Origin of the sequence: Pseudomonas sp. H9, from assembly GCF_004353925.1 — a bacterium.
GTDB lineage: Bacteria > Pseudomonadota > Gammaproteobacteria > Pseudomonadales > Pseudomonadaceae > Aquipseudomonas.
The window spans coordinates 133,354-155,122 of sequence record NZ_SMOK01000004.1 but is presented as its reverse complement, the minus strand read 5'-3'; the positions used below and the strand labels follow the sequence as shown (position 1 = coordinate 155,122).

26 protein-coding genes and 1 tRNA gene are annotated in these 21,769 nt (G+C 60.5%); 14 read left to right on the top strand and 13 right to left on the bottom strand.

What is annotated here, in order from left to right:
* Nucleotide 1 precedes the first annotated feature (1 nt).
* Nucleotides 2–97, top strand: a tRNA-Sec gene (locus tag E1573_RS03100).
* Between the two features lie 3 nt (nucleotides 98–100).
* On the opposite strand, the gene E1573_RS03095 is transcribed toward E1573_RS03100, so the two are convergent.
* Nucleotides 101–1,093, bottom strand: a complete 993-nt coding sequence (locus tag E1573_RS03095; protein WP_133210562.1) for an asparaginase — start codon at nucleotides 1,091–1,093, stop codon at nucleotides 101–103.
* A gap of 1 nt (nucleotide 1,094) precedes the next feature.
* On the bottom strand, nucleotides 1,095–2,540 hold the full coding sequence (locus tag E1573_RS03090) for a sodium:alanine symporter family protein (RefSeq protein WP_133210560.1): 1,446 nt from the start codon (nucleotides 2,538–2,540) through the stop codon (nucleotides 1,095–1,097).
* A 177-nt stretch (nucleotides 2,541–2,717) separates the two neighbouring features.
* On the opposite strand from E1573_RS03090, the gene E1573_RS03085 reads away from it, so the two are divergent.
* On the top strand, nucleotides 2,718–3,536 hold the full coding sequence (locus E1573_RS03085) for a helix-turn-helix transcriptional regulator (RefSeq protein ID WP_133210558.1): 819 nt from the start codon (nucleotides 2,718–2,720) through the stop codon (nucleotides 3,534–3,536).
* Here the strand turns inward: E1573_RS03085 and E1573_RS03080 are convergent, their stop codons facing one another.
* From E1573_RS03080 to E1573_RS03070, 3 genes are read right to left on the bottom strand one after another with little or no spacing between them, the layout of a single operon-like run.
* Nucleotides 3,537–4,382, bottom strand: a complete 846-nt coding sequence (locus E1573_RS03080; protein WP_133210556.1) for an alpha/beta hydrolase — start codon at nucleotides 4,380–4,382, stop codon at nucleotides 3,537–3,539.
* A 10-nt stretch (nucleotides 4,383–4,392) separates the two neighbouring features.
* Nucleotides 4,393–5,187, bottom strand: a complete 795-nt coding sequence (locus E1573_RS03075) for a TSUP family transporter (RefSeq protein ID WP_133210554.1) — start codon at nucleotides 5,185–5,187, stop codon at nucleotides 4,393–4,395.
* 18 nt (nucleotides 5,188–5,205) lie between these two features.
* Complete coding sequence (locus tag E1573_RS03070; RefSeq protein ID WP_133210552.1) at nucleotides 5,206–6,249, bottom strand: TauD/TfdA family dioxygenase; 1,044 nt, start codon at nucleotides 6,247–6,249, stop codon at nucleotides 5,206–5,208.
* A gap of 296 nt (nucleotides 6,250–6,545) precedes the next feature.
* Between E1573_RS03070 and E1573_RS03065 the strand changes: the two genes are divergently transcribed.
* Nucleotides 6,546–7,430, top strand: a complete 885-nt coding sequence (locus E1573_RS03065) for a sugar nucleotide-binding protein (RefSeq protein WP_133210550.1) — start codon at nucleotides 6,546–6,548, stop codon at nucleotides 7,428–7,430.
* Entirely contained in the window at nucleotides 7,423–8,352 is a 930-nt protein-coding gene (locus E1573_RS03060) for an NAD-dependent epimerase/dehydratase family protein (RefSeq protein ID WP_133210548.1), read from the top strand. Before E1573_RS03065 ends, E1573_RS03060 begins: the two co-directional genes overlap by 8 nt.
* Nucleotides 8,353–8,429: 77 nt before the next feature.
* Here the strand turns inward: E1573_RS03060 and E1573_RS03055 are convergent, their stop codons facing one another.
* The 5 genes from E1573_RS03055 to E1573_RS03035 form a co-directional block, all read right to left on the bottom strand.
* The gene (locus E1573_RS03055) at nucleotides 8,430–9,113 is read right to left on the bottom strand and encodes an OmpW family protein (protein ID WP_133210546.1); all 684 of its coding nucleotides are present in this window, start codon (nucleotides 9,111–9,113) and stop codon (nucleotides 8,430–8,432) included.
* A 110-nt stretch (nucleotides 9,114–9,223) separates the two neighbouring features.
* Nucleotides 9,224–9,739 carry a DUF3299 domain-containing protein gene (locus E1573_RS03050; RefSeq protein ID WP_133210544.1) on the bottom strand — a complete coding sequence of 172 codons (516 nt, stop codon included), beginning with the start codon at nucleotides 9,737–9,739 and terminating at the stop codon, nucleotides 9,224–9,226.
* Between the two features lie 8 nt (nucleotides 9,740–9,747).
* Entirely contained in the window at nucleotides 9,748–11,013 is a 1,266-nt protein-coding gene (locus E1573_RS03045; RefSeq protein ID WP_133210542.1) for an ABC transporter permease, read from the bottom strand.
* Nucleotides 11,013–11,732, bottom strand: coding sequence for an ABC transporter ATP-binding protein (locus tag E1573_RS03040; protein ID WP_133210540.1), 720 nt, complete (start codon nucleotides 11,730–11,732; stop codon nucleotides 11,013–11,015). Before E1573_RS03040 ends, E1573_RS03045 begins: the two co-directional genes overlap by 1 nt.
* 46 nt (nucleotides 11,733–11,778) lie before the next feature.
* A complete protein-coding gene (locus E1573_RS03035) occupies nucleotides 11,779–12,336 on the bottom strand; it encodes a DUF2796 domain-containing protein (RefSeq protein WP_133210538.1) in 558 nt (185 codons plus the stop codon).
* Nucleotides 12,337–12,468: 132 nt separating this feature from the next.
* Here E1573_RS03035 and E1573_RS03030 point away from each other — a divergent pair, with 132 nt between their 5' ends.
* The gene (locus E1573_RS03030) at nucleotides 12,469–12,816 is read left to right on the top strand and encodes a hypothetical protein (protein ID WP_133210536.1); all 348 of its coding nucleotides are present in this window, start codon (nucleotides 12,469–12,471) and stop codon (nucleotides 12,814–12,816) included.
* 75 nt (nucleotides 12,817–12,891) lie between these two features.
* Here the strand turns inward: E1573_RS03030 and trxA are convergent, their stop codons facing one another.
* Genes trxA through E1573_RS03015 form a run of 3 tightly spaced genes read right to left on the bottom strand, consistent with a single transcriptional unit; the run spans nucleotide 12,892 to nucleotide 14,901 of the window.
* Entirely contained in the window at nucleotides 12,892–13,764 is an 873-nt protein-coding gene (gene trxA, locus E1573_RS03025; RefSeq protein WP_133210534.1) for a thioredoxin, read from the bottom strand.
* Between the two features lie 31 nt (nucleotides 13,765–13,795).
* Nucleotides 13,796–14,455 carry a methyltransferase gene (locus E1573_RS03020; protein WP_133210532.1) on the bottom strand — a complete coding sequence of 220 codons (660 nt, stop codon included), beginning with the start codon at nucleotides 14,453–14,455 and terminating at the stop codon, nucleotides 13,796–13,798.
* On the bottom strand, nucleotides 14,455–14,901 hold the full coding sequence (locus E1573_RS03015) for a hypothetical protein (RefSeq protein ID WP_133210530.1): 447 nt from the start codon (nucleotides 14,899–14,901) through the stop codon (nucleotides 14,455–14,457). The genes E1573_RS03020 and E1573_RS03015 overlap by 1 nt, the downstream gene beginning before the upstream one ends.
* A 107-nt stretch (nucleotides 14,902–15,008) precedes the next feature.
* Between E1573_RS03015 and nrdR the strand changes: the two genes are divergently transcribed.
* The 9 genes from nrdR (at nucleotide 15,009) to E1573_RS02970 (ending at nucleotide 21,765) form a co-directional block, all read left to right on the top strand.
* Complete coding sequence (gene nrdR, locus E1573_RS03010) at nucleotides 15,009–15,473, top strand: transcriptional regulator NrdR (protein ID WP_133210528.1); 465 nt, start codon at nucleotides 15,009–15,011, stop codon at nucleotides 15,471–15,473.
* Nucleotides 15,474–15,475: 2 nt separating this feature from the next.
* Nucleotides 15,476–16,606, top strand: a complete 1,131-nt coding sequence (gene ribD, locus E1573_RS03005) for a bifunctional diaminohydroxyphosphoribosylaminopyrimidine deaminase/5-amino-6-(5-phosphoribosylamino)uracil reductase RibD (protein ID WP_133210526.1) — start codon at nucleotides 15,476–15,478, stop codon at nucleotides 16,604–16,606.
* A 42-nt stretch (nucleotides 16,607–16,648) separates the two neighbouring features.
* Nucleotides 16,649–17,314, top strand: coding sequence for a riboflavin synthase (locus tag E1573_RS03000; protein WP_133210524.1), 666 nt, complete (start codon nucleotides 16,649–16,651; stop codon nucleotides 17,312–17,314).
* An 18-nt stretch (nucleotides 17,315–17,332) separates the two neighbouring features.
* On the top strand, nucleotides 17,333–18,424 hold the full coding sequence (gene ribBA / locus E1573_RS02995; protein ID WP_133210522.1) for a bifunctional 3,4-dihydroxy-2-butanone-4-phosphate synthase/GTP cyclohydrolase II: 1,092 nt from the start codon (nucleotides 17,333–17,335) through the stop codon (nucleotides 18,422–18,424).
* 88 nt (nucleotides 18,425–18,512) lie between these two features.
* The gene (gene ribE / locus E1573_RS02990) at nucleotides 18,513–18,989 is read left to right on the top strand and encodes a 6,7-dimethyl-8-ribityllumazine synthase (protein WP_028944446.1); all 477 of its coding nucleotides are present in this window, start codon (nucleotides 18,513–18,515) and stop codon (nucleotides 18,987–18,989) included.
* Complete coding sequence (nusB, locus tag E1573_RS02985; RefSeq protein WP_133210520.1) at nucleotides 18,986–19,486, top strand: transcription antitermination factor NusB; 501 nt, start codon at nucleotides 18,986–18,988, stop codon at nucleotides 19,484–19,486. The genes ribE and nusB overlap by 4 nt, the downstream gene beginning before the upstream one ends.
* 18 nt (nucleotides 19,487–19,504) lie before the next feature.
* Nucleotides 19,505–20,470 (top strand): thiamine-phosphate kinase, encoded by a 966-nt coding sequence (gene thiL / locus E1573_RS02980; protein WP_133210518.1) that lies wholly within the window; start codon nucleotides 19,505–19,507, stop codon nucleotides 20,468–20,470.
* A complete protein-coding gene (locus E1573_RS02975; protein WP_038606274.1) occupies nucleotides 20,467–20,970 on the top strand; it encodes a phosphatidylglycerophosphatase A in 504 nt (167 codons plus the stop codon). Before thiL ends, E1573_RS02975 begins: the two co-directional genes overlap by 4 nt.
* Nucleotides 20,971–20,982: 12 nt before the next feature.
* Nucleotides 20,983–21,765 carry an ABC transporter substrate-binding protein gene (locus E1573_RS02970; protein WP_133210516.1) on the top strand — a complete coding sequence of 261 codons (783 nt, stop codon included), beginning with the start codon at nucleotides 20,983–20,985 and terminating at the stop codon, nucleotides 21,763–21,765.
* The last annotated feature ends 4 nt before the right edge of the window (nucleotides 21,766–21,769 follow it).

The following is a 21,769-nucleotide window of genomic DNA, read 5'->3' as shown; positions in this document are numbered from 1 at the left end:
AGGAAGGCAATCGCGCCCGGTGGCGCGGCCGGGCTTCAAACCCGGTTGGGGACGGCAGCCGTTCCCGGGCAGGTTCGACTCCCGCTGCCTTCCGCCATTTCTACTGCGCCCTTTCCCCACACAGGTCCAGGGCGAACCAGTGCTGCGCGGTGGCCACATCCAGCCCGGCACCCAGTAGCGAGAACAGTTTGCCTAATGCCGCCTCGCGGGTCATGCCACCGGCCGATATCAAGCCAGCATCGCGCAGTCGGCTGCCTGCCGCGTAAGTGTCGAACATCACACTGCCTTCAGGACATTGGCTGACCGCGACCATCAGCACACCACGCTGGCGCGCCTCGGTCAGGACCTTAAGCAACGCCAGGTCATCGGAAGGGCCGGTGCCGCTGCCGTAGCATTCCAGCAGCAAGCCTTTGACACCACTGTCGATCAGCGCCCGCACATGTGCGGCCTGTAACCCTGGAAAGATGGGCAACACGGCCAGATTCACCGGCACCCGGGGCTGACAGTAGGTGAGTACCGCCGGCACCTGTTCAGCACGTTGGCCCTCACGGTGACGCGGCAGTGCGGCAAAGGCATTGAAGGCTTCGCTGCGCAGTTTGCTGGCGCGGGCACCGTGTAGCAGCTGACCGGCGAAATACAGATGCACGCCGTCGGCTACGCCAGTTTCGAACAGGCTCAAGGCGCCGCACAGGTTGCTCCAGGCATCACTGTTTGGCGCACCGGCAGGCAGCATCGAGCCGGTCAGCACCACCGGTACATCCAGCCCAAGCAACAGAAACGACAGGGCGGCTGCGCTGTAGGCCAGGGTATCGGTGCCATGCAGCACCAGAACGCCGTCGTGACCCTCTTGCTTCACCGCCTCGACAATCGCATCGCACATCGCCAGCCAGTTGGCTTGCTGCATGTTGGCGCTGTCGAGCAACGGTGAGAGCTCACGCAATGTCCAGCCGATGGTGGGCGCGTGTGGGTTGGTTGCCAGATAGTCACGCATGCGTGGCTCGAAACCACCCGCAGGCGCCAGGCCCTGCGGGGTTTCGAGCATGCCGATGGTGCCTCCGGTATAGAGCACCAGCAGGTTTTTCACGGCGCGCATATCAGTGCTGCGGCTGCGCAGTAGCAGTTGCAGTGACCGGGCTTTGGGCTGTAGTCGCCGGGTTGGTTGGCCAGGCTTGCAGGTCCAGATCCAGGTCGCTGAACTTCGAGGCATCAAACACGGGTTGTTTGATACCGGCTTTGCGTTGCTCGTCGTAGTCGCGCATCACCCGCAGGCCGATTTTGAACAGCAGGGCCAGGGCAATCAGGTTGACGAACGCCAGGCAGGTCATGGTGATGTCGGCGAAGGCAAACACGGTGGACAGGTTTTGCACCGAACCCCAAACGATCAGCGCCAGCACCAGGGCGCGGTAGCCCAGCAGCACCATGCGGTTACGAGTGAGGAACTGCAGGCTGTTTTCGCCCAGGTAGTAGTTGTACAGAATGCAGGTGAAGACAAACAGCGACAGCGCCACGCTGACGAACAAACGACCCCAGTCACCGACGACAGCCGCCAGCGAGTTCTGGGTCAGGACAATGCCGTCGCCTTCAAAGCCTGGGGTGTAGAAGCCGGACAGCAGGATCAGCAGCGCCGTGCAGGTACAGATGACGAAGGTGTCGAGGAATACGCTGAACGCCTGAACCACGCCTTGCGCGCCAGGGTGACGTACGGCTGCTACAGCGGCGACGTTCGGCGCACTGCCAAGGCCCGCTTCGTTGGCAAACACACCCCGTTTCACGCCCATGACAATAGCGCTGCCGAGCAGGCCACCGAAGGCCGGGTCGAGGCCGAAGGCGCTCTTGAAGATGGTTTCCAGCATGGCCGGAACGTGTTCGATCTGGCTGCCGATCACGTACAGGGTTACGCCGATGTAGGCCAGCGTCTTGACTGGCACCAGCAGGTCGGAAACCGCCGCAATACGTTTAATGCCACCCAGAAAGACGATAGCCAACAGCACTGCCAGCGCGACGCCGGTGTGTTGCGGTTCAAAGCCGAATGCATTCTGCAGTGAGTGAGTTACGGTGTACGACTGCAGGCCATTGAAGGCAAAGCCGTAGGTCACCAGCAACAGCAGCGAGAACACCACGGCCATGGTCTTGAGTTTCAGGCCGTGCTGGATGTAGTAGGCCGGACCGCCACGGTACAAGCCGTCACCATCGCTGCGTTTGTAGACTTGAGCCAGGGTGCATTCAAAAAAGCTGCTGGACATCCCCACCAGCGCAGTGACCCACATCCAGAACACGGCACCAGGGCCGCCCAGGGTAACGGCGATGCCGACACCGGCAATGTTGCCCGCACCCACTCGACCGGCCAGGCTCAGCATCAGCGCCTGGAACGAACTCAGTTGGCCGGCCTGGCCGCGCAACGACTCCTTGAAAACACCGAACATGTGGCCGAAGTGGCGGAATTGGACAAAGCGGGAGCGCAGGGTGAAATAGCTGCCGAGTCCGACGATGAGCACGATGAGGAGTTTCCCCGAAAGGAAATCGTTGAGCGCTTCGAGCATGGAGTAACCTCGATTCTTGTTTTTTTGCATGAAAGACGACAGGGCCGCCGTCGATGCGTCGTGCCCTGGGCGCGCATAGTTGGCCAAGATAAACGTTGTTACAATTTCGCATGTTGCTCTGAGTTGACGCGACTTGATGCTAAACTGGCGCCTGTCGCATCACCTGGAACGGATCGCATGAGCGAAAATCTCGGTATCAACCTCAAACTCGCCTGCAGCCACTACCGCTCTATTTCAGAGGTTTGCCGCCAGCTGTCGATCAACCGTGCGCAGTTCAACAAGTACCTGAGCGGGCAAAGCCAACCGACACCTTTCAACCTCAAGCGCATCGGTGATTTCTTCGGCGTGGAGGATTACGAGCTGGGGTTACCACCTGAGCAGTTCGCCCGTTTGATCGGCGCGCGCAATCCGGCCACCGTCGCCGCCTCACCGGCAGACCCGCTGAGCGACTTGCTCAAGCCATTGCGCGAGCAGAGCGGCAACCTCTCGCGCTATTGCGGTTATTACTTCGAGTACTCCAACTGCATGTCGGTGCCGGGCTTGATCCTGCTGTCGCTGGTTCATCTGCGCGAAGAGCGGGGCACTTTTCTGTTCGAGCGTCAGGAGCGCCAGGAACGTTCGAGCAGCACCGATGTACAGGCCGAAGACTGGGTGCGTTGTCGCTATCTGGGGGCGGCGTTCCAGTTGCAGGATCGCTTGTTTCTCATCGACTACGAGTCGCTGACGGTCAATGAAATGAGCCAGACCATCCTGATTCCGAGCTTCAAAAGCCGTATCACCCGGCTCAACGGTTTGAAAACCGGGGTGTCCAGCGGCGACCGACGCACCCCGGCCTGCACCCGGGTGGTGTGGGAGTACCTGGGCACGGAGATCAACCGCATCAATGCCTACCGTCAGGTAAAACTGTACCGTCCGGATGATCCGCGCATCGATGATGACGTGCGCGAGCGGCTCAGCGTCGGGCCTGTCAGCAATGGGTTGTTCGAGATCGAATGATCAGCGCTCGCCGAGGATGAACTCTGCGACCGTTTGCGCCACCTGGTCGGCGACCAGGGGCGTGGAACGCAAATGTGCGGCGACACCGTGATCACAGTTTGAAAGCAACAAACACTCCAGATGCGGTGGCGGCACCGATTTGAGCAACGTGCGGGTAACTTCCTCCGGAATCGGGCTGTACCGCTGCGCACCTGCCAGCCACAGGGTCCCGGCCGAAGTGCCCGCGCCTTGGCCGTGAACCTGAGAGTTGAGCCCGTCGAATTCCCCCATCACCAGCAGCACGCGGCCCTGAAATTGGCGCAAGAACTCAAAACTGTCGCAATCAAGAAAGCCATAGGGCTTGCTGATCGCAGCCTTGAACGCCGGTCCGAAGGGCGCGTCGTGGGCATTGTCCGGGTACACCGCAGGGCAAATCAGCACCAACTTATCCACAGCGGGTTGCTGTGCCGCCAACTTCAGGGCAATGGAAGCCCCCAGGCTATGGCCGACCACCGTTTCGCAGCGCGTTGCAATATGCCGGTGAAAGCGCAGTGCTTCTGCGCGGTTGGTGCTCAGCGAGGGTTCGAGCGCGCCTGGTTCGCTGGCGACACTGTGGCCGGACAGGTTGGCGGTCAGAGAGCCGATGCCCATTGCCTGCAAGCGGTAGAGCAGGGGATTGAGGCGGGTAAAGTCGGATTGTGCGCCGCCGACGACGAACAGTGGCGGCGCGCATTCTTCATCAGGTATCAGCCAGCGTGCCTGTTGCTCATAACTATCGAAAGTCTCAGTGATGAACTGCTCTACGCCGGGGCTGGGTTCATCGTATTGCCAGGTAGAACGATATGAAGAAGTTGCTTCAAGCTGCATGGACCACCACCTAAAGAAGCGCAAGATGTAACCAATCACCGAGTGGGTTACCTGTGCTGAGCAACAGCTTGAGCGCCATGATGCAGCACACGCAAACCAACAGTGGCCGAATCAGTCTAGGGCCAAAATGCACAGCGCATCGTGCACCGGCTTGTGCGCCGAGAAACGCCGCACAGGCCATTGCCAGAGCAAGTGGCCAGATGATTGCACCGCTGAGCGAGAATACCGAGAGTGCACCAAGGTTGCATGCAGCGTTTAGCAGTTTGCTGTTGCATACAGCCTGCAGCAGGGTTTGGCCGAGCAAAATCACGCAGGCGAGCATGAAAAAGGAACCGACCCCAGGGCCAAAGACACCATCGTAAAAGCCGATGACTGGCGCCACCGCCAGGCAAAACAGCGCAGTGGACAGCTTCGCCTTGCGTTGCTGGTTGTCCAGCTTGGGGCTGAAAGCGAAGTAGGTGGCTACCAGAATCAGCAGTACAGGTACGCAGGCCTGCAGTAGCGTTTTGGGCACCAAACTCACAGACAACGCACCAAGGGCGCCACCTGCGAAAGACATGCAGGCCATGGGTAATCCGCGCTTCCAGTTGATCATGCCTTTATGGGCAAATGCATAGGTTGCGGACACCGTGGCCGATGCCGCTTGAAACTTGTTGGTGGCAATTGCGGCCAGTGGGTCAATGCCCACAACAAACATCACTGGTAGTGTGATTAGCCCTCCACCGCCAGCAATGGCGTCAAAAAAACCAGCCAGCAATGCCACGCCGGCCAACGTCAGCAACAGGGCAATATCTATTTCGATCATCTGCGCGTATTCCTCTCATCAGCCTTGAACCAGCAACGGGTCTTGGCGGATCACAATGGGCTGGGCGAAGCGGGAGTAGCCGAACAGGCGTATCAGCAGGCGTCGGTTGTCTATCAGGGCATCCCGGCCGTGCAGTGTTCGGGTGTTGTTGATCAGCAAGGCTGAATCCGGTTGCAGCTCGAAAGTCAGGGGTTCGGCTGCCTGAACCAGCGCCACAAACGCATCAAAGGCTCGGCCCGCAGCATCACTGGCATGGTGGTTGAGGGAGAAGCGATAGGCGTTGTAGCGCAGGGTAAAGCCGCCATTGGCGTCGAACTGCAGTATCGACGTTGCAGTGCCGGCTTCGCCCAGGCCGGCGACGAAGCATTCACTGCGGGAGAAGTCGAACGATGCTGATGTCAGGGCCAGCGCGTGCAAGGTGCCCAGGCGCTCAATGATGCTTGGCAGCGGCACGATGTTGATAGGTTGGCGGGCCGGGTTCCATCGCGCCGTGAGGATCAGTGCCGACGGGGCCGGGGAGTGCCCGGCACGGGCGATCACAGAGCAGTTGTAAGGGGCTTCGGTATGTAACCCCAGTTTTAAGCCTGAGTGAGAGCTAAGTTCCACGGGAGCACACGTTGTTTCACTTGCCAGTGGTACACGGCCACCTCCCTTGAAGTTGCCGACCAGGCGAATCTGTTTGCCTTCATTGTCGATATCGAACGCAAAAGCGCGGTAACGAACCAATTCAAGCAACAGCTGATTGCGTGCTGCCAGGTACCTGCAGCGCGGGCATTGCTCCAAGGTGGGCAGGTCAGGTAGTTGTTCAGGGATGGGATCAGGGCCCGGACAAGGCAGGTTTGAAAACATCAAGGCCGATAACCGTCCATCGGCAAAACGCTGAATAACGCCTTTCTGTTCTGGTTGCAGAGTGGATGCCAGATGCTTGACCCATTGCCGGGCCAGGTCGGCAACGCCAGGGGCTTCTGGGCCCCCTATCTGGGTGAGATGCTCGCTGGCAGCCGCAAGTTCGCGGCCCTGGTGGAGATCAAAGCTTAGATACGCAACGTCTGAATGCTGCATGAAGAAACGTTCCTTGTTATTGATTCTTATAGGAAATACGCGCAAGGCGGTTTTCAATCGGGCGGGCAGTTGGCCTGAAAACGATTGAGGGGTAATTCAACGCAGTTTGTGATGACAGAGGAATTCAGACTTTTCCGCGTAATGCGTAAGACGTTTCCTAAACTTGTGAAGTCGGCAAAGAAAGTCATTGATCAAGACGCCAGGCACATGCTGAGCGGGCCCGGGTTGGACTTCCCAAGCCGGAAAACGCAAAATGTGCCTTTTCCTCAATCAATCTGACCGGATCTGCTGACTCTATGCGAATGCGCCTGATGCTGTTGGGTGGTGGAAATGCCCTTGGGCAAGCGCTGATTCGTCTTGGTGCCGAGGAAGACATCGGCTTTCTGGCGCCGCGCCCACCCGAACAAGGCTGGGATCCGGCCAGCCTGACTCAGTTGCTGGACGACACCCGCCCCGATGCGGTGATCAACCTCGCGTATTACTTTGACTGGTTCCAGGCCGAGTCGGTCAGCGAACAGCGGCTGGCGCTGCAGGAGCGCTCGGTGGAGCGCTTGGCCGAGTTGTGCCAACACCACAACATCATTCTGATTCAACCGTCGAGCTACCGTGTGTTCGATGGCTCGCGCGCCACGGCGTACAGCGAGAAAGATGAGCCGGTACCGCTGGGTCTGCGTGGCCAGGCACTGTGGCGCATTGAGCAAAGTGTGCGTGCAACTTGCCCGCAACACGTGCTGCTGCGGTTTGGTTGGTTACTCGACGAGAGCATCGACGGTGTGCTGGGGCGTTTTCTGACCCGTGCCGAGCAGCCACAGGAATTGCTCCTCGCCGATGACCGGCGCGGCAACCCGACGCCAGTGGATGACGCTGCGCGGGTGATTCTCTCGGTGCTCAAGCAACTCGACTGTGCGGCACCGCTGTGGGGCACTTACCACTATGCCGGTAACGAAGCCACCACGCCGCTGGCGCTGGGGCAGGCTATCCTCAGTGAGGCCTCGCAGCTGCACAAGCTGGCTGTCACTGCACCGACCGCGCAGGCTCACGCCTCCCGTCCGGATGCCAGCGAAGAGCCGCAACATGCGGTGCTGGCCTGCAAGAAAATTCTGCACACTTTCGGTATCAAACCGCGGGCCTGGCGCTCGGGTTTGCCACCTCTACTGGATCGATTCTATCGTCATGGCTGATGCCCCAATTCTGATCACCGGCGGCGCGGGCTTCATCGGCTCTCACTTGAGCGATGCGTTGCTGGAAAAAGGCTACGCGGTACGGATCCTCGATGACCTGTCCACCGGAAAGCCCGAAAACCTGCAAATGGGCAACCCCAGGCTTGAGCTGATCAAAGGCGATGTGGCCGACGCCGAACTGGTCAAACAAGCTGCGGCAGGGTGCCAAGCGGTTGTTCATCTGGCCGCCGTTGCCTCAGTGCAGGCGTCGGTGGACGACCCGGTGAAAACCCACCAAAGCAACTTTATCGGCACCTTGAATGTGTGCGAGGCGATGCGCCTCAACGGCATCAAGCGTGTGCTGTTTGCCTCTAGCGCGGCGGTGTACGGCAACAACGGTGAAGGCCTGGCAATCGAAGAAGAGGCGCCTAAAGCCCCGCTGACTCCTTATGCCGTCGACAAACTGGCCAGTGAGCAATACCTGGACTTCTACCATCGTCAGCATGGGCTGGAGCCGGTGGTGTTCCGCTTCTTCAACATCTTCGGCCCGCGCCAGGACCCGTCCTCACCGTATTCGGGGGTGATCAGCATTTTCTGTGAGCGCGCCTTGAGCGGCCAGCCGATCACTCTGTTCGGGGATGGCGAACAGACCCGTGACTTTCTCTACGTGGGCGATCTGGTCAGCGTAATGGTTCAGGCGCTGGAGCAAGCGCAAGTCGAGGACGGGGCAGTGAACATCGGCCTGAACCAGGCCACGTCACTGAACCAGTTGCTGGCTGCGCTGAAATCGGTGCTGGGTGATTTGCCGGCCATCCATCATGGGCCTGCGCGTTCCGGCGACATTCGCCATTCGCGGGCGAATAACCAGCGCTTGCTGGCGCGATTCGACTTTCCTGAGCCGACGTCGATGGCCGAAGGGCTGGCGCGGTTGTTGGGGCGCTAAACGCATCGCGGGGCAAGCCCGCTCCTACAAACCACGGTAGGAGCGGGCTTGCCCCGCGATCGATCTAAAGCCTTAAATCAGAACTTGTAACCTACACCAACCATGTAAACCCATGGATCGACATCGACGTCGACCTTGGTTCTGCTGACGCCCAGGGCGGTTGGGCCATCCATGGTGGCCTTGGTGTCGATGTCGACGTACCAGACCGCGGCGTTGACCAGGAAGTGATCGGTGATCATGTAGTCCATGCCCAACTGACCAGCCAGGCCCCAAGAATCTTTGAGCTTCAGGTTGCTGAAGCCTTGCGCCTTACGGTCGCTGCTCAGGTCTTCGTCAAAGAACATGGTGTAGTTCAGACCGATACCGGCGTAAGGCTGGAACTTGGACGTCGGTTCCATCGGGTAGTACTGCAGCGACAGAGTCGGTGGCAGCTGTTTGATGTCGCCCAGTTTGCCATCCAGGCCGGCGCCCAGGCCTTTGACCCCAACGGTGTGTTGGAAGGGAGTGGCCGCGAGCAGCTCCAGGCCGATGTGGTCGGTGAGCATGTAGGCGAAAGTCAGGCCCAGTTGGGTGTCGCTGTCCAGCGTAGCTTTGGTGCCCGAAACTTTGGCACCATCGAGTTTGATGTCGCCGCTGTCTTCATTGGGAGCGGTAGTGATTGCGCCAGCACGCAGGATAATGTCACCTGCTTGGTGTGCATGGGCAACAGGGGCTGCGAGCGCCAAGGTAATGAGCGAGGCGCTGAGCAAGGACTTGTTCATGGAAGCTCCCAAAGGACGTTTAGAATTAAGTACGTCCAATGTTAAAGAGCCACCCGTTTTGCAATTTGACCCAGCTCAATGAAAGCGTCAAAGCCTGTAGCGCGGGCGATTCATTCTAGTTCATAGGCGTAGATTTTTTCGGCGTCCATCTGATAGCCCGCATCGGCCAGCTCACTGCTGGTGTTTTTGACTTGCATCCGCCCTTCAATCCAGTAGGGCTGGTAGAGATCTTCTACCCTGACGCCCATCTCGCTGACGATATGCACGATCTGGTTCGACGGTGGTGGCGGTACATGGATGCAGGCGCCGTAATAAGGCACCAGCAGAAACTCGGTGGTGCGGCCTTCTTCGCTGACTTCCAGTGGCACGATATAGCCCGGCAACTTCACCTGCTGGCCATCGAGCGCCTTGACCACCGGCGCGTTCGGCGCCTGCTGGCGCGCCGCTGGCGCAGATTCTGCCGCCAGGGCATCCGCCAATTGCGAGAGGTCGTGCATCGGCGCCAGTTGCGGCTGGACAATCGGGGCACCGGCCGGGATCAACTGTGGCCACTCCAGTGTGCGAGGTTCGCTTGCCCACAACGGCGTGGTCACCAGCAGCAGTATCGATAGCAGAACACGTGGCATTGAATGTCTCATAAGTGAATAGACAGGCCATCGGCCAACGACTGCCGGTAGGCACGCCAGGCCGGTACGCTCCCCATGATCAGAGCCGCCCCCAGAATCAACGCCAGCAAGTTCCATTCGTGGGCGCTGGGCCAGGCCAGGGGCAGGTAGAGCCCATAGTTGGCTTGTACATAACCTTGCGCAAGGGCAATGCCGATGTATAGCAAGCCCAGGCCTGCAGCAATCCCCACCAAGGCCAGCGCCAGGGCTTCTAGCACCAGCAGCCCGGCAATGTGCCAGGGGCGGGCGCCCACTGAGCGCAGGATCGCCATTTCCCGGCGGCGCTCGTTGAGGCTGGTGAGGATGGCGGTGAGCATGCCGATCAGCCCTGTCAGGACGACAAACAAAGAGACCACGAACAACGCTTGCTCGGCCGTGCTCATCAAACTCCAGAGTTCTTGCAGTGCAACCCCGGGCAGAATCGCCAGCAAGGGTTCGTTGCGGTACTCGTTGATTTCGCGTTGCAGGCTGAACGTTGAGATCTTGTTGTTCAGGCCGAGCATGAAGGCCGTGATGGCGGCAGGCTTAAGGTCCATGTCGCGAGCCTGTTCGGCACTGATACGCCCAGCACCTCGGGCCGGCACGCCGTTGTGCCAGTCGATGTGGATGGCTTCCATGCCGCCCAGGCTGATGTGCAGCGTGCGGTCTACCGGTGTCCCGGTGCGCTGCAACACGCCGACCACCGTAAACGGTTTGTCGTCATGCTTGACCAGGCTAATGGCGGCCACACCATGGGCCAGTACCAGTTTGTCGCCGAGCTTGTAGTGCAGTGCTTGAGCGACCTCGGCACCCAGCACCACCTCGAACGGTTCGGTGGCAAAGGCGCGACCCTGGGCCAATTGCAGGTTCTGCTTGCGCGCGTACTGGTAGTGTTCAAAGTAGCTGCTGGTGGTACCCATTACCCGATAGCCGCGATGGGAGTCGCCAAGGGAAATCGGAATCGCCCACTTCACCCGTTTGTCGTTGGCGAAGTGTTCGTAGCTGTCCCAGCGAATGTTGTTGGTGGCATTGCCGATACGGAACACCGAATACAGCAGTAGGTTCACCGAACCGGAGCGGGCGCCGACAATCAGGTCAGTGCCGCTGATGGTGCTGGCGAAACTGGCGCGGGCTTCGGTGCGTACTCGCTCGACAGCCAACAACAGGCAGACCGAAAGAGCAATGGCAAACGCGGTGAGCAAGGCGGTGAAACGGCGATTGGCGAGGCTCGCCAGGGCAAGACGGAGCAGGTACATCAGGCCTCCAGATCGTTGGCTGGCTGGGCCGCACGGTTGAGTTCGGTCAGTGACAACTGGCGGTCGAACAGGCCTGCCAGGCTCTGGTCGTGGCTGACGAACAACAGGCTTGAACCTGCGTCACGGCATTCAGCGAACAACAGGCGGATGAAGGCCTCACGGGTATCGGCGTCGAGCGCGGAGGTCGGTTCGTCTGCAATCACCAGCTCGGGCTGGCCGATCAGGGCGCGGGCAGCCGCCACCCGTTGCTGTTGACCAATGGACAGGCTGTCGGCGCGACGCGCGAGCAAGGCCGGGTCTTTCAAACCCAGGTGGGCGAGCAGGCTGGCGGCAGCCTGGTCGATGCTTCCGTGACGCTGCACGGCGCGTTGTGCGCGGCTGCGTGAAAAGCGGCAAGGCAACTCGACGTTTTCCCGCACCGAGAGAAACGGCAGCAAATTGAATTGCTGAAAGATGTAGCCAGTGTGGTCGACCCGAAAACGGTCGCGAGCAGCCATTTTCAGTGCGCTCAAGTCCTGGCCGAGCAGGCGGATGCTACCGCGTTCAGGCGTGTGTACGCCGCCGAGCAGACCAAGCAAGGTGGTTTTGCCGCTGCCGCTTGGGCCTTTGAGAAACAGCGATTCACCGGCCTCGAGGCGCAAGGCGGGAATATCCAGCAAGGGGGCTTGGCCCGGCCAGGCGAAGCCCAGGTCGGTCAGTTCAATCAGTGCCTGGCTCATAAATGAACGCCCAGGTTACCCTGGGCGCTTCGCTGCAAAAGGGCTATTAGAAGGTAAGGGTGGCCTTGTCCGGAGTCGCTTCGACACCTTGCTGGCCGCTGGGCCCGATCAGTTGTAGCTGAATTTTCCGGGTAGCGGGGAAGGCGTTGAACAACGGGCCTAGGTCGAGCGCTTTGAGCTGATCGGGGTTCTCGCAGATGAAGCGGTAGTGCGCATTGATGTCGCTGTGATCATGCCCGTCTTCATCGACCGCCGGTGTGTCGCCGAACAGCGGACTTTGCAATTCTTGGTCACTGATACTGCAGTTTGCAGACTTGGCCAGGGTGAACAGGGTCAATGGCTGCTCAAGTTGACTGCGTACGGCGGCGACCTTGGCCTTATCGGCATCGCTGCTGGCCACATGTTCGAAACCAACCAGGTTCATCGCCGGGCTGTCCAGTTCCAGCTCCAGTGTCTTGCCATCGAGTACAGCATTAAGGCGGGCAACGCCATGTTCATGGGCGGCGAGGCTGCCGTGGTCGTGATCATGGTCGTGGTCCTCATGGGCATGGGCTGCGGCCAGAGGTAACAAAGCAAGCGGCAAGGCGAGGAACAGGCGACGCATGGGCAAGACTCCACGAGGGCATAGAACAGATTTGGTTATGTTATAACAAGTTATTCCGTACTTGCTAGCGTGCTTGGCGGCGGGTCGTTGGCGTGGGAGCATTGAGCCCGTTAGTGAGCAGAGGACACGACCGTGCGAATTCATGGACATATCGGTGACTGGCCGGTGGATTTGACCCTGGAGCTGGACCCGGCGGAATGGGCGCAGTTGGGCGGGCAACTGACGGCGGTGGCGCCGGTCGCGACGGCTGCGGCGGTGACATCGGTGGCCAGCAGTCGGCCGGATGATGCGCTTTGGCAGGCGGCTCGAGAGGTGCTGCGCAAGGCCGGGCAGCTCAGTGGCCCTGAGTTATTGGAGCATCTGGAAGGGTTGGCGGGCAGTACGGCAGCGGGTAAACGCCTGCTGGTGCGCTTGCGTCACAGCGCCGAAGTGAAAGTGGAAAGCGGCGCAGATGCACCGGTGTATCACTGGCTAGGGTAGGAGCGGGCTTGCCCCGCGATGCGATGTGACAGGCACTCCGCAATCGCGGGGCAAGCCCGCTGCTACCGGTATAAGTCAGTACAGCGCGGCAAACAGCTTGCGGCGATAGGTTCCTACCAGTGGGTGGTCATTACCCAGCAAATCGAACACTTGCAGCAGGGTCTTGTGCGGCAAGCCACCTTCATAGCCACGATTACGCATGAACAGTTTGAGCATGCCATCCAGCGCCGCTTCGTACTGCTGACGCGACAGCTGCTGAATGCACAGCTGATAAGCGGCTTCATCGTCTTCGCTGTTTTGCGCCAGGCGCGCTTTAAGGTCAGCCACTTCCGGCAAACTGGCAGCCTGGCGCAGGAAGGTCAGTTGCGCCTTGGCACCGGCCAGAGCGGCCTTGTGTTCATCACTTTTGACCGCATCGAGTACGGTTTGGGCTTCGCCCAGCTCACCGCGCTCGGCCAGGCAGCGGGCATAGAGGATCAACGCACTGGCATTGGTGTTGTCTTCGGTCAATAGCGCCTTGAGGGTTGCTTCGGCTTCGCTGAAACGCCCTTCTGCAAACATCGCCTGAGCCTGCTCCAGCGGGTCGGCAGCGGCTGGTGGTGGCATTTGTACATGCGGTTCGAGCAAGGCACGGATCGCCGACTCGGGCTGGGCACCGGCAAAGCCATCCACCGGTTGGCCGTCTTTGAACAGCACCACGGTTGGCAGGCTGCGAATGCCGAAGCGGGCAACGATGTCTTGTTCGATGTCGCAGTTCACCTTGGCCAGCAACAGTTCACCTTGGTAGCTCTCGGTGATTTGCGCGAGCAGTGGCATCAGCGCCTTGCAGGGGGCACACCACTCGGCCCAGAAGTCGACCAGGACCGGTTTGTGGAAGGAGTTCTGAATGACCGACTGATCGAAGTCGGCCGCAGTGGCGTCGAAAATGTACGGGGTTGCAGGGCTCATCGCGACTCTCGAAAATCCGTGAATGGCATCACTATAAAGGCTGGCGGCTGGCGTGGTACAGGCTGACCCGGCGGAATTCATGGGGTTCGGCCAGGTCAGGCAGGGTCAGCGCTTCCAGCACGCCAAGCGGTTGGTACAGCGGGTGGCTGAAGTCGCGCACGCGCGAGTCGGCCACCAGGGCCTGCCGGCCACGGGTGAGAAACTCATCAAGCAGCGGCAGGTTGGCACGGTCATACAGCACATCGGCCACCAGAATCAGGTCAAAGCGGTCGGCTTCCTGGAAAAAATCGTCGGAGTAGCTCAGTTCCACACCGTTGAGTTCGGCATTCGCCCGGCAGGCTTCCAGCGCCAGCGGGTCAAGATCGCAAGCAACTACTTCCAGGGCGCCGGCGCGTGCGGCAGCAATGCCAGCAATGCCCGAGCCTGCGCCAAAATCCAGCACCCGCTTGCCTTCGACCCAATGGCGGTGCTGATCTAGATAACGGGCCATGGCCAGGCCGCTGGCCCAGCAAAAACTCCAGTAGGGTGGTTCGTGGAGAATGCGGCGGGTTTCATCGGCGCTGAACTCGCGGTCCATGTTCTGGGCATCGATCAACCACAGTTTGAGCGCGCACTCTGGTAGATCGCTTACCACCAGGCGGGCATCGCCTAGCAGTTCACCCAACGCGTGTTGTAAAGACGCAGGTGCCATCATGGGGCCTTTTCGAAGCGCAGGGGGCCGGTGGCCTGGGTTTGTGCCTGGAAAATGCGCACAGGCGGCAGGTGCAGGATCAGCTGCCCGGACTTGCTGGCCCGCCCGCGCAGTTCGACCCGGCCACCCGCCGGAAAGGCCTCGGGGCTGAAGCGCAGTTGATAGGGCAGGTCCAGGCCGTTACCGCTGATCGTGCTGCTGGCCAATAGGTTTTGCGGGCGGCCGCGTTCATCGATGACCAGCAGGGCCAGTTCGACTTCGGCGCCTGATGGCACATTCAGCAAGGTGCCGCTCAATTCACGTTGATATGCTGGCAAGGGGCCGAGCGGTTTCGCGGTTTTGCTGGCGACCGGGGCTTTTGGCTCCGGCGCAGGCTGTGGTTGATCGCTGCTACAGGCTGCCAGCAAGGCGGCAAAACTGAGCACAACAAGCGCTCGAAATGGCATGGGGAATTCCTTCGCGACATATTTCCTCAGTGGATGGTAACCCCTTTGGCTTGTCTTGCCAGTGGGATGCGCTACCATGGCCCTCCCTTTTTTTGTTGCCTGCCACCATGCACTGTCCCTTCTGCGGTGCCAACGACACCAAGGTCATCGACTCGCGACTGGTTGCCGAGGGCGAGCAAGTGCGCCGTCGGCGCGAATGCGTAGCCTGCGGTGAGCGTTTCACCACCTTCGAAACCGCCGAGCTGGTGCTGCCCCGCTTGATCAAACAAGACGGCAGCCGCCAACCCTTCGACGAAGAAAAACTGCGCGCCGGAATGCAGCGCGCCTTGGAAAAACGACCGGTCAGCGTCGAGCGACTCGAGGCGGCGCTGGCGCACATCAAGCACAAGCTACGGGCGACTGGCGAGCGTGAGGTCAAGTCGTTGGTGGTGGGCGAACTGGTGATGAACGAGCTGCAGAAGCTCGATGAAGTCGCCTATGTCCGCTTCGCTTCGGTGTACCGACGTTTTCAGGATCTCAACGAATTTCGTGAAGAGATCGAACGCCTGGCCCGTGAGCCCGCAAAAGAATGACTATGGCCAACGAACGCGCGGTACTCGATGCCCACTACATGGCCCGAGCCTTGGAGCTGGCCCGTAAGGGCGTGTATTCGACCCACCCGAATCCGCGCGTCGGCTGCGTGATCGTTCGCGACGGCCAGATTGTCGGTGAAGGCTGGCATGTCCGTGCAGGTGAGCCGCATGCCGAAGTGCACGCCTTGCGTCAGGCCGGCGAGCTGGCCCGCGGCGCGTGCGCCTATGTCACGCTTGAGCCTTGCAGCCACCACGGGCGTACGCCGCCGTGTGCCGAGGCGTTGGTCAAGGCGGGTGTCGCGCGAGTGGTGGCCGCCATGCAAGACCCCAATCCGCAAGTGGCGGGGCAAGGCCTGCAGCGTCTGGCCGCAGCCGGTATCGAGGTCGCCAGCGGCGTCCTTGAAGCTGAGGCGCGGGCACTCAACCCTGGGTTTCTCAAGCGCATGGAGTTTGGTGTCCCGTTCGTGCGGGCGAAACTGGCGATGAGTCTCGACGGCCGCACCGCCATGGCTAATGGCGAAAGCCAATGGATCACCGGGCCGGCCGCTCGCTCCGCCGTGCAGCGCCTGCGGGCGCGCTCCAGCGTGGTACTGACCAGCGCCCAAAGCGTGTTGGCCGACAATGCGCGGATGACCGTACGCGGCGAAGAGCTGGGCCTGGACCTGGAAACCACGGCGTTGGCCCTGGCGCGTCCCCCCTTGCGCGTGTTGATCGACGGGCGCTTGCGTCTGCCGCTTGATGCGCCGTTCTTCACCGTTGGGCCAGCGCTGGTGGTGACTGCCGCAGCGGTCGAAGCGCGTTATGCCGAGGCCGGCCATGAACTGCTGAGCCTGCCGGGTGAAAACGGGCAGGTTGATCTGCCTGCCTTGCTCCGCGAGCTGGCCGTCCGCGGTGTCAGCGAGGTGCTGCTTGAGGCCGGTGCAGGCCTGGTGGGAGCTTTTGCCCAGCGCGGCCTGATCGACGAGTACCAGATTTTTGTGGCCGGCAAGTTTCTCGGTTCCAGCGCCCGCCCGTTACTGGACTGGCCGCTGAACCACATGAACGAGGCGGCACACCTGAAAATTACTGAAATGCGCGCAGTAGGCGATGACTGGCGAGTCACTGCGGTTCCTGTGCCGGCGCCCGGCGTATAATTCCAGGCTAGCCATGCGCAGCCCTGTTCTCGAGGAGGACTCATGTTCACCGGCATCATCGAATCCATAGGCAGCATCCGCTCGCTGACCCCAAAAGGCGGCGACGTGCGCGTGTATGTCGAAACCGGCAAGCTCGACCTGGGCGACGTCAAGTTGGGCGATAGTATCGCCGTCAACGGCGTGTGCCTGACTGCTGTCGAGCTGCCTGGCGACGGCTTCTGGGCTGACGTCAGCCGGGAAACCCTGGAATGCACCGCGTTTGACGACCTCAAGAGCGGTAGCCGGGTCAACCTGGAAAAAGCCTTGACCCCCACCACCCGTCTGGGTGGTCACCTGGTCAGCGGTCACGTTGACGGTGTAGGCGAAGTGATTTCGCGCAGCGATAACGCCCGCGCCATCCAGTTCCGCATCCGTGCCCCGAAAGAGCTGGCCAAGTACATTGCCCACAAGGGCTCGATCACCGTTGATGGCACTAGCCTGACGGTGAATGTCGTCGATGGCGCCGAATTCGAGCTGACCATCGTCCCGCATACCCTGGCCGAAACCATCATGGCCGACTACCGTCCAGGTCGTCGGGTGAACCTTGAGGTCGACCTGCTGGCCCGTTACCTGGAGCGTTTGCTGCTGGGTGACAAAGCTGCCGAATCCAGCAATGGCGGCGGCATTACCGAAAGCTTCCTGGCCGCTAACGGCTACCTGAAATCCTGATTTGAAAGGGGGTGCCGCGTGGCGCTCAACAGCATCGAAGAACTGGTTGAAGACATCCGCCAGGGCAAAATGGTCATCCTCATGGATGACGAAGACCGCGAGAACGAAGGCGACCTGATCATGGCCGCCGAGTGCTGCAAGGCCGAGCACATCAACTTCATGGCCAAGCACGCCCGTGGCCTGATCTGCATGCCAATGTCGCGCGAGCGTTGCGAAACGCTCAAGCTACCGCTGATGGCACCGCGTAATGGCTCGGGCTTCGGCACCAAGTTCACGGTGTCGATCGAAGCCGCCGAAGGCGTGACCACCGGTATCTCCGCCGCTGACCGTGCGCGCACTGTGCAGGCGGCCGCGGCCCGTGATGCCAAGGCTGAAGACATCGTCAGCCCTGGCCACATCTTCCCGCTGATGGCCCAGCCTGGCGGCACCTTGGCCCGTGCAGGCCATACTGAAGCCGCCTGCGACCTGGCGCGTATGGCTGGGTTCGAGCCAAGCGGTGTCATTTGCGAAGTGATGAATGACGACGGCACCATGTCGCGTCGTCCGGAACTGGAAGTATTTGCCGCCGAGCATGGCATCAAAATCGGCACCATCGCCGACCTGATCCACTACCGCATGATCCACGAGCGTACCGTTCAGCGGGTTTCTGAGCAGCCGCTGGACAGCGAGCTGGGCAGTTTCAAGCTGGTGACCTACCGTGATTCGGTCGAAGGTGACGTGCACATGGCCCTGACTTTGGGCAACATTTGCGCTGAAGAACCGACCCTGGTGCGGGTACACAACATGGACCCGCTGCGTGACCTATTGATGGTCAAGCAACCTGGCCGTTGGAGCCTGCGCGCCGCTATGAGCGCGGTTGCCGAGGCCGGTAGCGGTGTGGTGCTGCTGCTCGGTCACCCATTGGAAGGCGATGTGCTGCTGGCGCATATCCGCGAAAGCGCCGACGCCGCACCGGCGAAAGCCCCGACCACTTACAGCACCGTCGGTGCCGGTTCGCAGATTCTGCGTGACCTCGGCGTGCGCAAAATGCGCCTGATGAGTTCGCCAATGAAGTTCAATGCGATATCCGGATTCGATCTGGAAGTTGTAGAATACGTGCCCTCCGAATAAAGCAGGCGCTTCGTCGCACTGCCATTCGTGTCCCAAACCCCTACAGGCCGCCCTTTGCGGCCTGGCTCTTTAAGATGAGAACTGCGCAATGACCCTGAAGACCATCGAAGGTACCTTCATTGCCCCCAAAGGTCGCTATGCTTTGGTGGTTGGCCGCTTTAACAGCTTCGTCGTCGAAAGCCTGGTAAGCGGTGCCGTTGATGCCCTGGTTCGCCATGGCGTGAGCGAAAGCGACATCACCATCATCCGTGCACCGGGTGCTTTCGAAATCCCGCTGGTGGCACAGAAAGTCGCCCAGCAAAGCGAATACGCTGCGATCATCGCCTTGGGCGCTGTGATCCGTGGCGGTACCCCGCATTTCGAATACGTGGCGGGCGAATGCACCAAGGGCCTGGCCCAGGTGTCCATGGAGTTCGGCGTACCGGTTGCATTCGGTGTCCTGACTGTCGACTCGATCGAACAGGCCATTGAGCGTTCCGGCACCAAGGCCGGCAACAAGGGCGCTGAAGCTGCCCTGTCCGCTCTGGAAATGGTTAGTCTGCTGGCGCAGTTGGAGGCCAAGTGATTAGCGACGAGCACGATCGTTTCAACCCGCGCGATCCAAAACCTGCGGATGCTGGCAAGCCATCGAAGAGCGCCAAGCGTCGCGAAGCCCGTCAGCTCGCGACTCAGGCCCTGTATCAATGGCACATGGCTCGGCAGTCGCTGAACGAGATCGAAGCGCAGTTCCGGGTCGATAACGATTTCACCGATGTCGACGGTGCCTATTTCCGCGAAATCCTGCACGGGGTTCCGGTAATGGTGCAGGAAATCGACAAGGCCCTGGCTCCTTGCCTGGACCTGGCCCTTGAAGAGCTTGACCCGGTCGAACTGGCGGTTCTGCGTCTGTCTACCTGGGAGTTCATCAAGCGCGCCGACGTGCCTTACCGCGTTGTCATCAACGAAGGCGTCGAGCTGGCCAAAGTCTTCGGTGCTACCGACGGTCACAAGTTCGTCAATGGTGTGCTCGACAAGCTGGCTCCACGGCTGCGTGAAGCCGAAGTAAAGGCGTTCAAGCGCTGATCTCGGCGCTGATTGCCAATGGGTGAGTTCGAGCTGATTCGCCATTACTTCGCCGCTGCGCCTTGCGCGCAAGGCGGCGAAGCGGTTGCGTTGGGCATTGGCGATGACTGTGCCTTGCTCAACCTGCCGGCCGGTGAACAACTGGCGATCTCCACCGACACGCTGGTGGCTGGGGTGCATTTCCCGGCTGTCAGCGATCCTTTTCTGCTCGGTCAGCGCTCGCTGGCCGTTGCCGCCAGTGATCTGGCAGCCATGGGGGCTACCCCCGTCGGTTTTACCCTTGCCCTGACGCTACCGGACGTCAACGCCGAGTGGTTGCAGGCATATGCCAAGGGCCTCAATCACATGGCGCAGTCATGCCGCCTGAGCCTGATTGGTGGTGATACCACCCGCGGCCCCTTGAGCCTGACGATGACCGTGTTTGGTCGCGTACCCGTCGGCCAGGCCCTGACGCGCAGTGGTGCACATGCCGGCGATCTGCTGTGTGTGGGCGGCGAGCTGGGTAATGCTGCAGGCGCCTTGCCGTTGGTGCTCGCGCAGCGCCAGGCTGATCCGATAGTCGCCGAGCCGTTGCTCGCCCATTACTGGTCACCGCAGCCACAACTGGCCCTGGGGCAGGCGCTGCGTGGCAAAGCCACGTCTGCGCTGGATATCTCCGATGGTTTGCTGGCCGACTGCGGGCATATTGCCAAAGCGTCGCAGGTGTCGTTGCAGGTTGAGTTAGAGCGCTTGCCTTTGTCTGCCGCGCTGCAAGCATTCTTCGGCCTTGAAGGCGCCCGCCAGGCAGCGCTGGCCGGTGGTGACGACTACGTACTGGCTTTCACCTTGCCTGAAGCGGAACTGGCGCCTTTGCTTGCAGCCGGCTGGTCGATCCATGTGGTGGGGCGGGTTGCCAGCGGGGCGGGGGTTCACCTGCTCAATGGTCAAGGGCAAGACATCACCCCGCAAACCCGGGGTTATCAACATTTTAGGGAGCAACCGTGACCGATCACCCCAATCAGGTGCCTGCGGAGAACGTTCCGCCGTCGGTCTGGCGCAATCCGTGGCATTTTCTCGCGTTCGGCTTCGGCTCCGGAACCTTGCCCAAAGCGCCGGGAACCTGGGGTTCGCTGGTGGCATTGCCGTTCATCCCGTTGTGGCAAATGTTGCCCGATTGGGGATATTGGTTGATGCTTGGTCTGACCATGCTGTTTGGCTTCTGGCTGTGCGGCAAGGTCGCCGATGACTTGCGTGTGCACGACCATGAAGGCATTGTCTGGGACGAAATGGTCGGTATGTGGATCACCCTGTGGTTGGTCCCCGAAGGCTGGCAGTGGTTGTTGGCGGGTTTTTTGATGTTCCGCTTCTTCGACATCCTCAAGCCGTGGCCGATTCGCTGGGTTGACCGTCATGTCCATGGCGGCGTCGGCATCATGCTTGACGATGTGCTGGCAGGTGTCTTTGCTTGGTTGGGCATGCAGGTGCTGGTATGGAGTGTCACTTAAGGGAGTCGCACGATGCGTGGATGGCGAGTGGTCCTGTTGAGTCTGGTGCTGGGCATCAGCGGCGTTAACGCCAACGAGACAATCGAGGTGCCCAAGCAGGTTCGATTGGCCAGTGAGCGTTGGGAGGATTACACCAACGCCGACGGCACCGGCATCGCCTGGGACATTCTACGAAAGGTATTCGAACCCGCTGGCGTCAAAGTGGTGGTGTTCAGCGTCCCTTACAGCCGTGCCATCGGCCTGGTCAAGCGCGGTGAGGCCGATGCCTGGGTGGGCTCCTATCACGAAGAGAGCCCCGACAACCTCTACCCGCGCTGGAATTTCGACACCGACCACATCTACGCCCTGAGCCTGGCCAGCAAACCGCTGCCAACCCCGGAAAACCTGGGTCAGTTCAAGCTTTCCTGGGTGCGCGGCTACGACTACCAGTGTTATTTGCCGACAGTCGGTGAGTACCGCGAGGTGCAGCGGCGGGAAGGAATCCTACCGATGCTTGAGCGCGGGCGTGTCGACTTCTATATCGATGCACAAACCGAAGTCGACTACGTACTGGACCAAGCGGTAGAAGGTGAGCGCAGCAAATTCCGCAGTACGCACATCGCAGAATTGCCGCTGTACCTCGCCTTCGGCAAAACGGATAGAGGCCGTGCATTGCAGGCATTGTTCGATCAGCGCATGGAAAAGCTGGTTGCCAGTGGTGAACTGCGTGCGATCTTCAGCCATTGGTCGCAACCTTATCCGTTCGACAAGGTTGAGGGCCTGAGTACGTTAAATCGTACCTGTCGATCGATTTGAACAA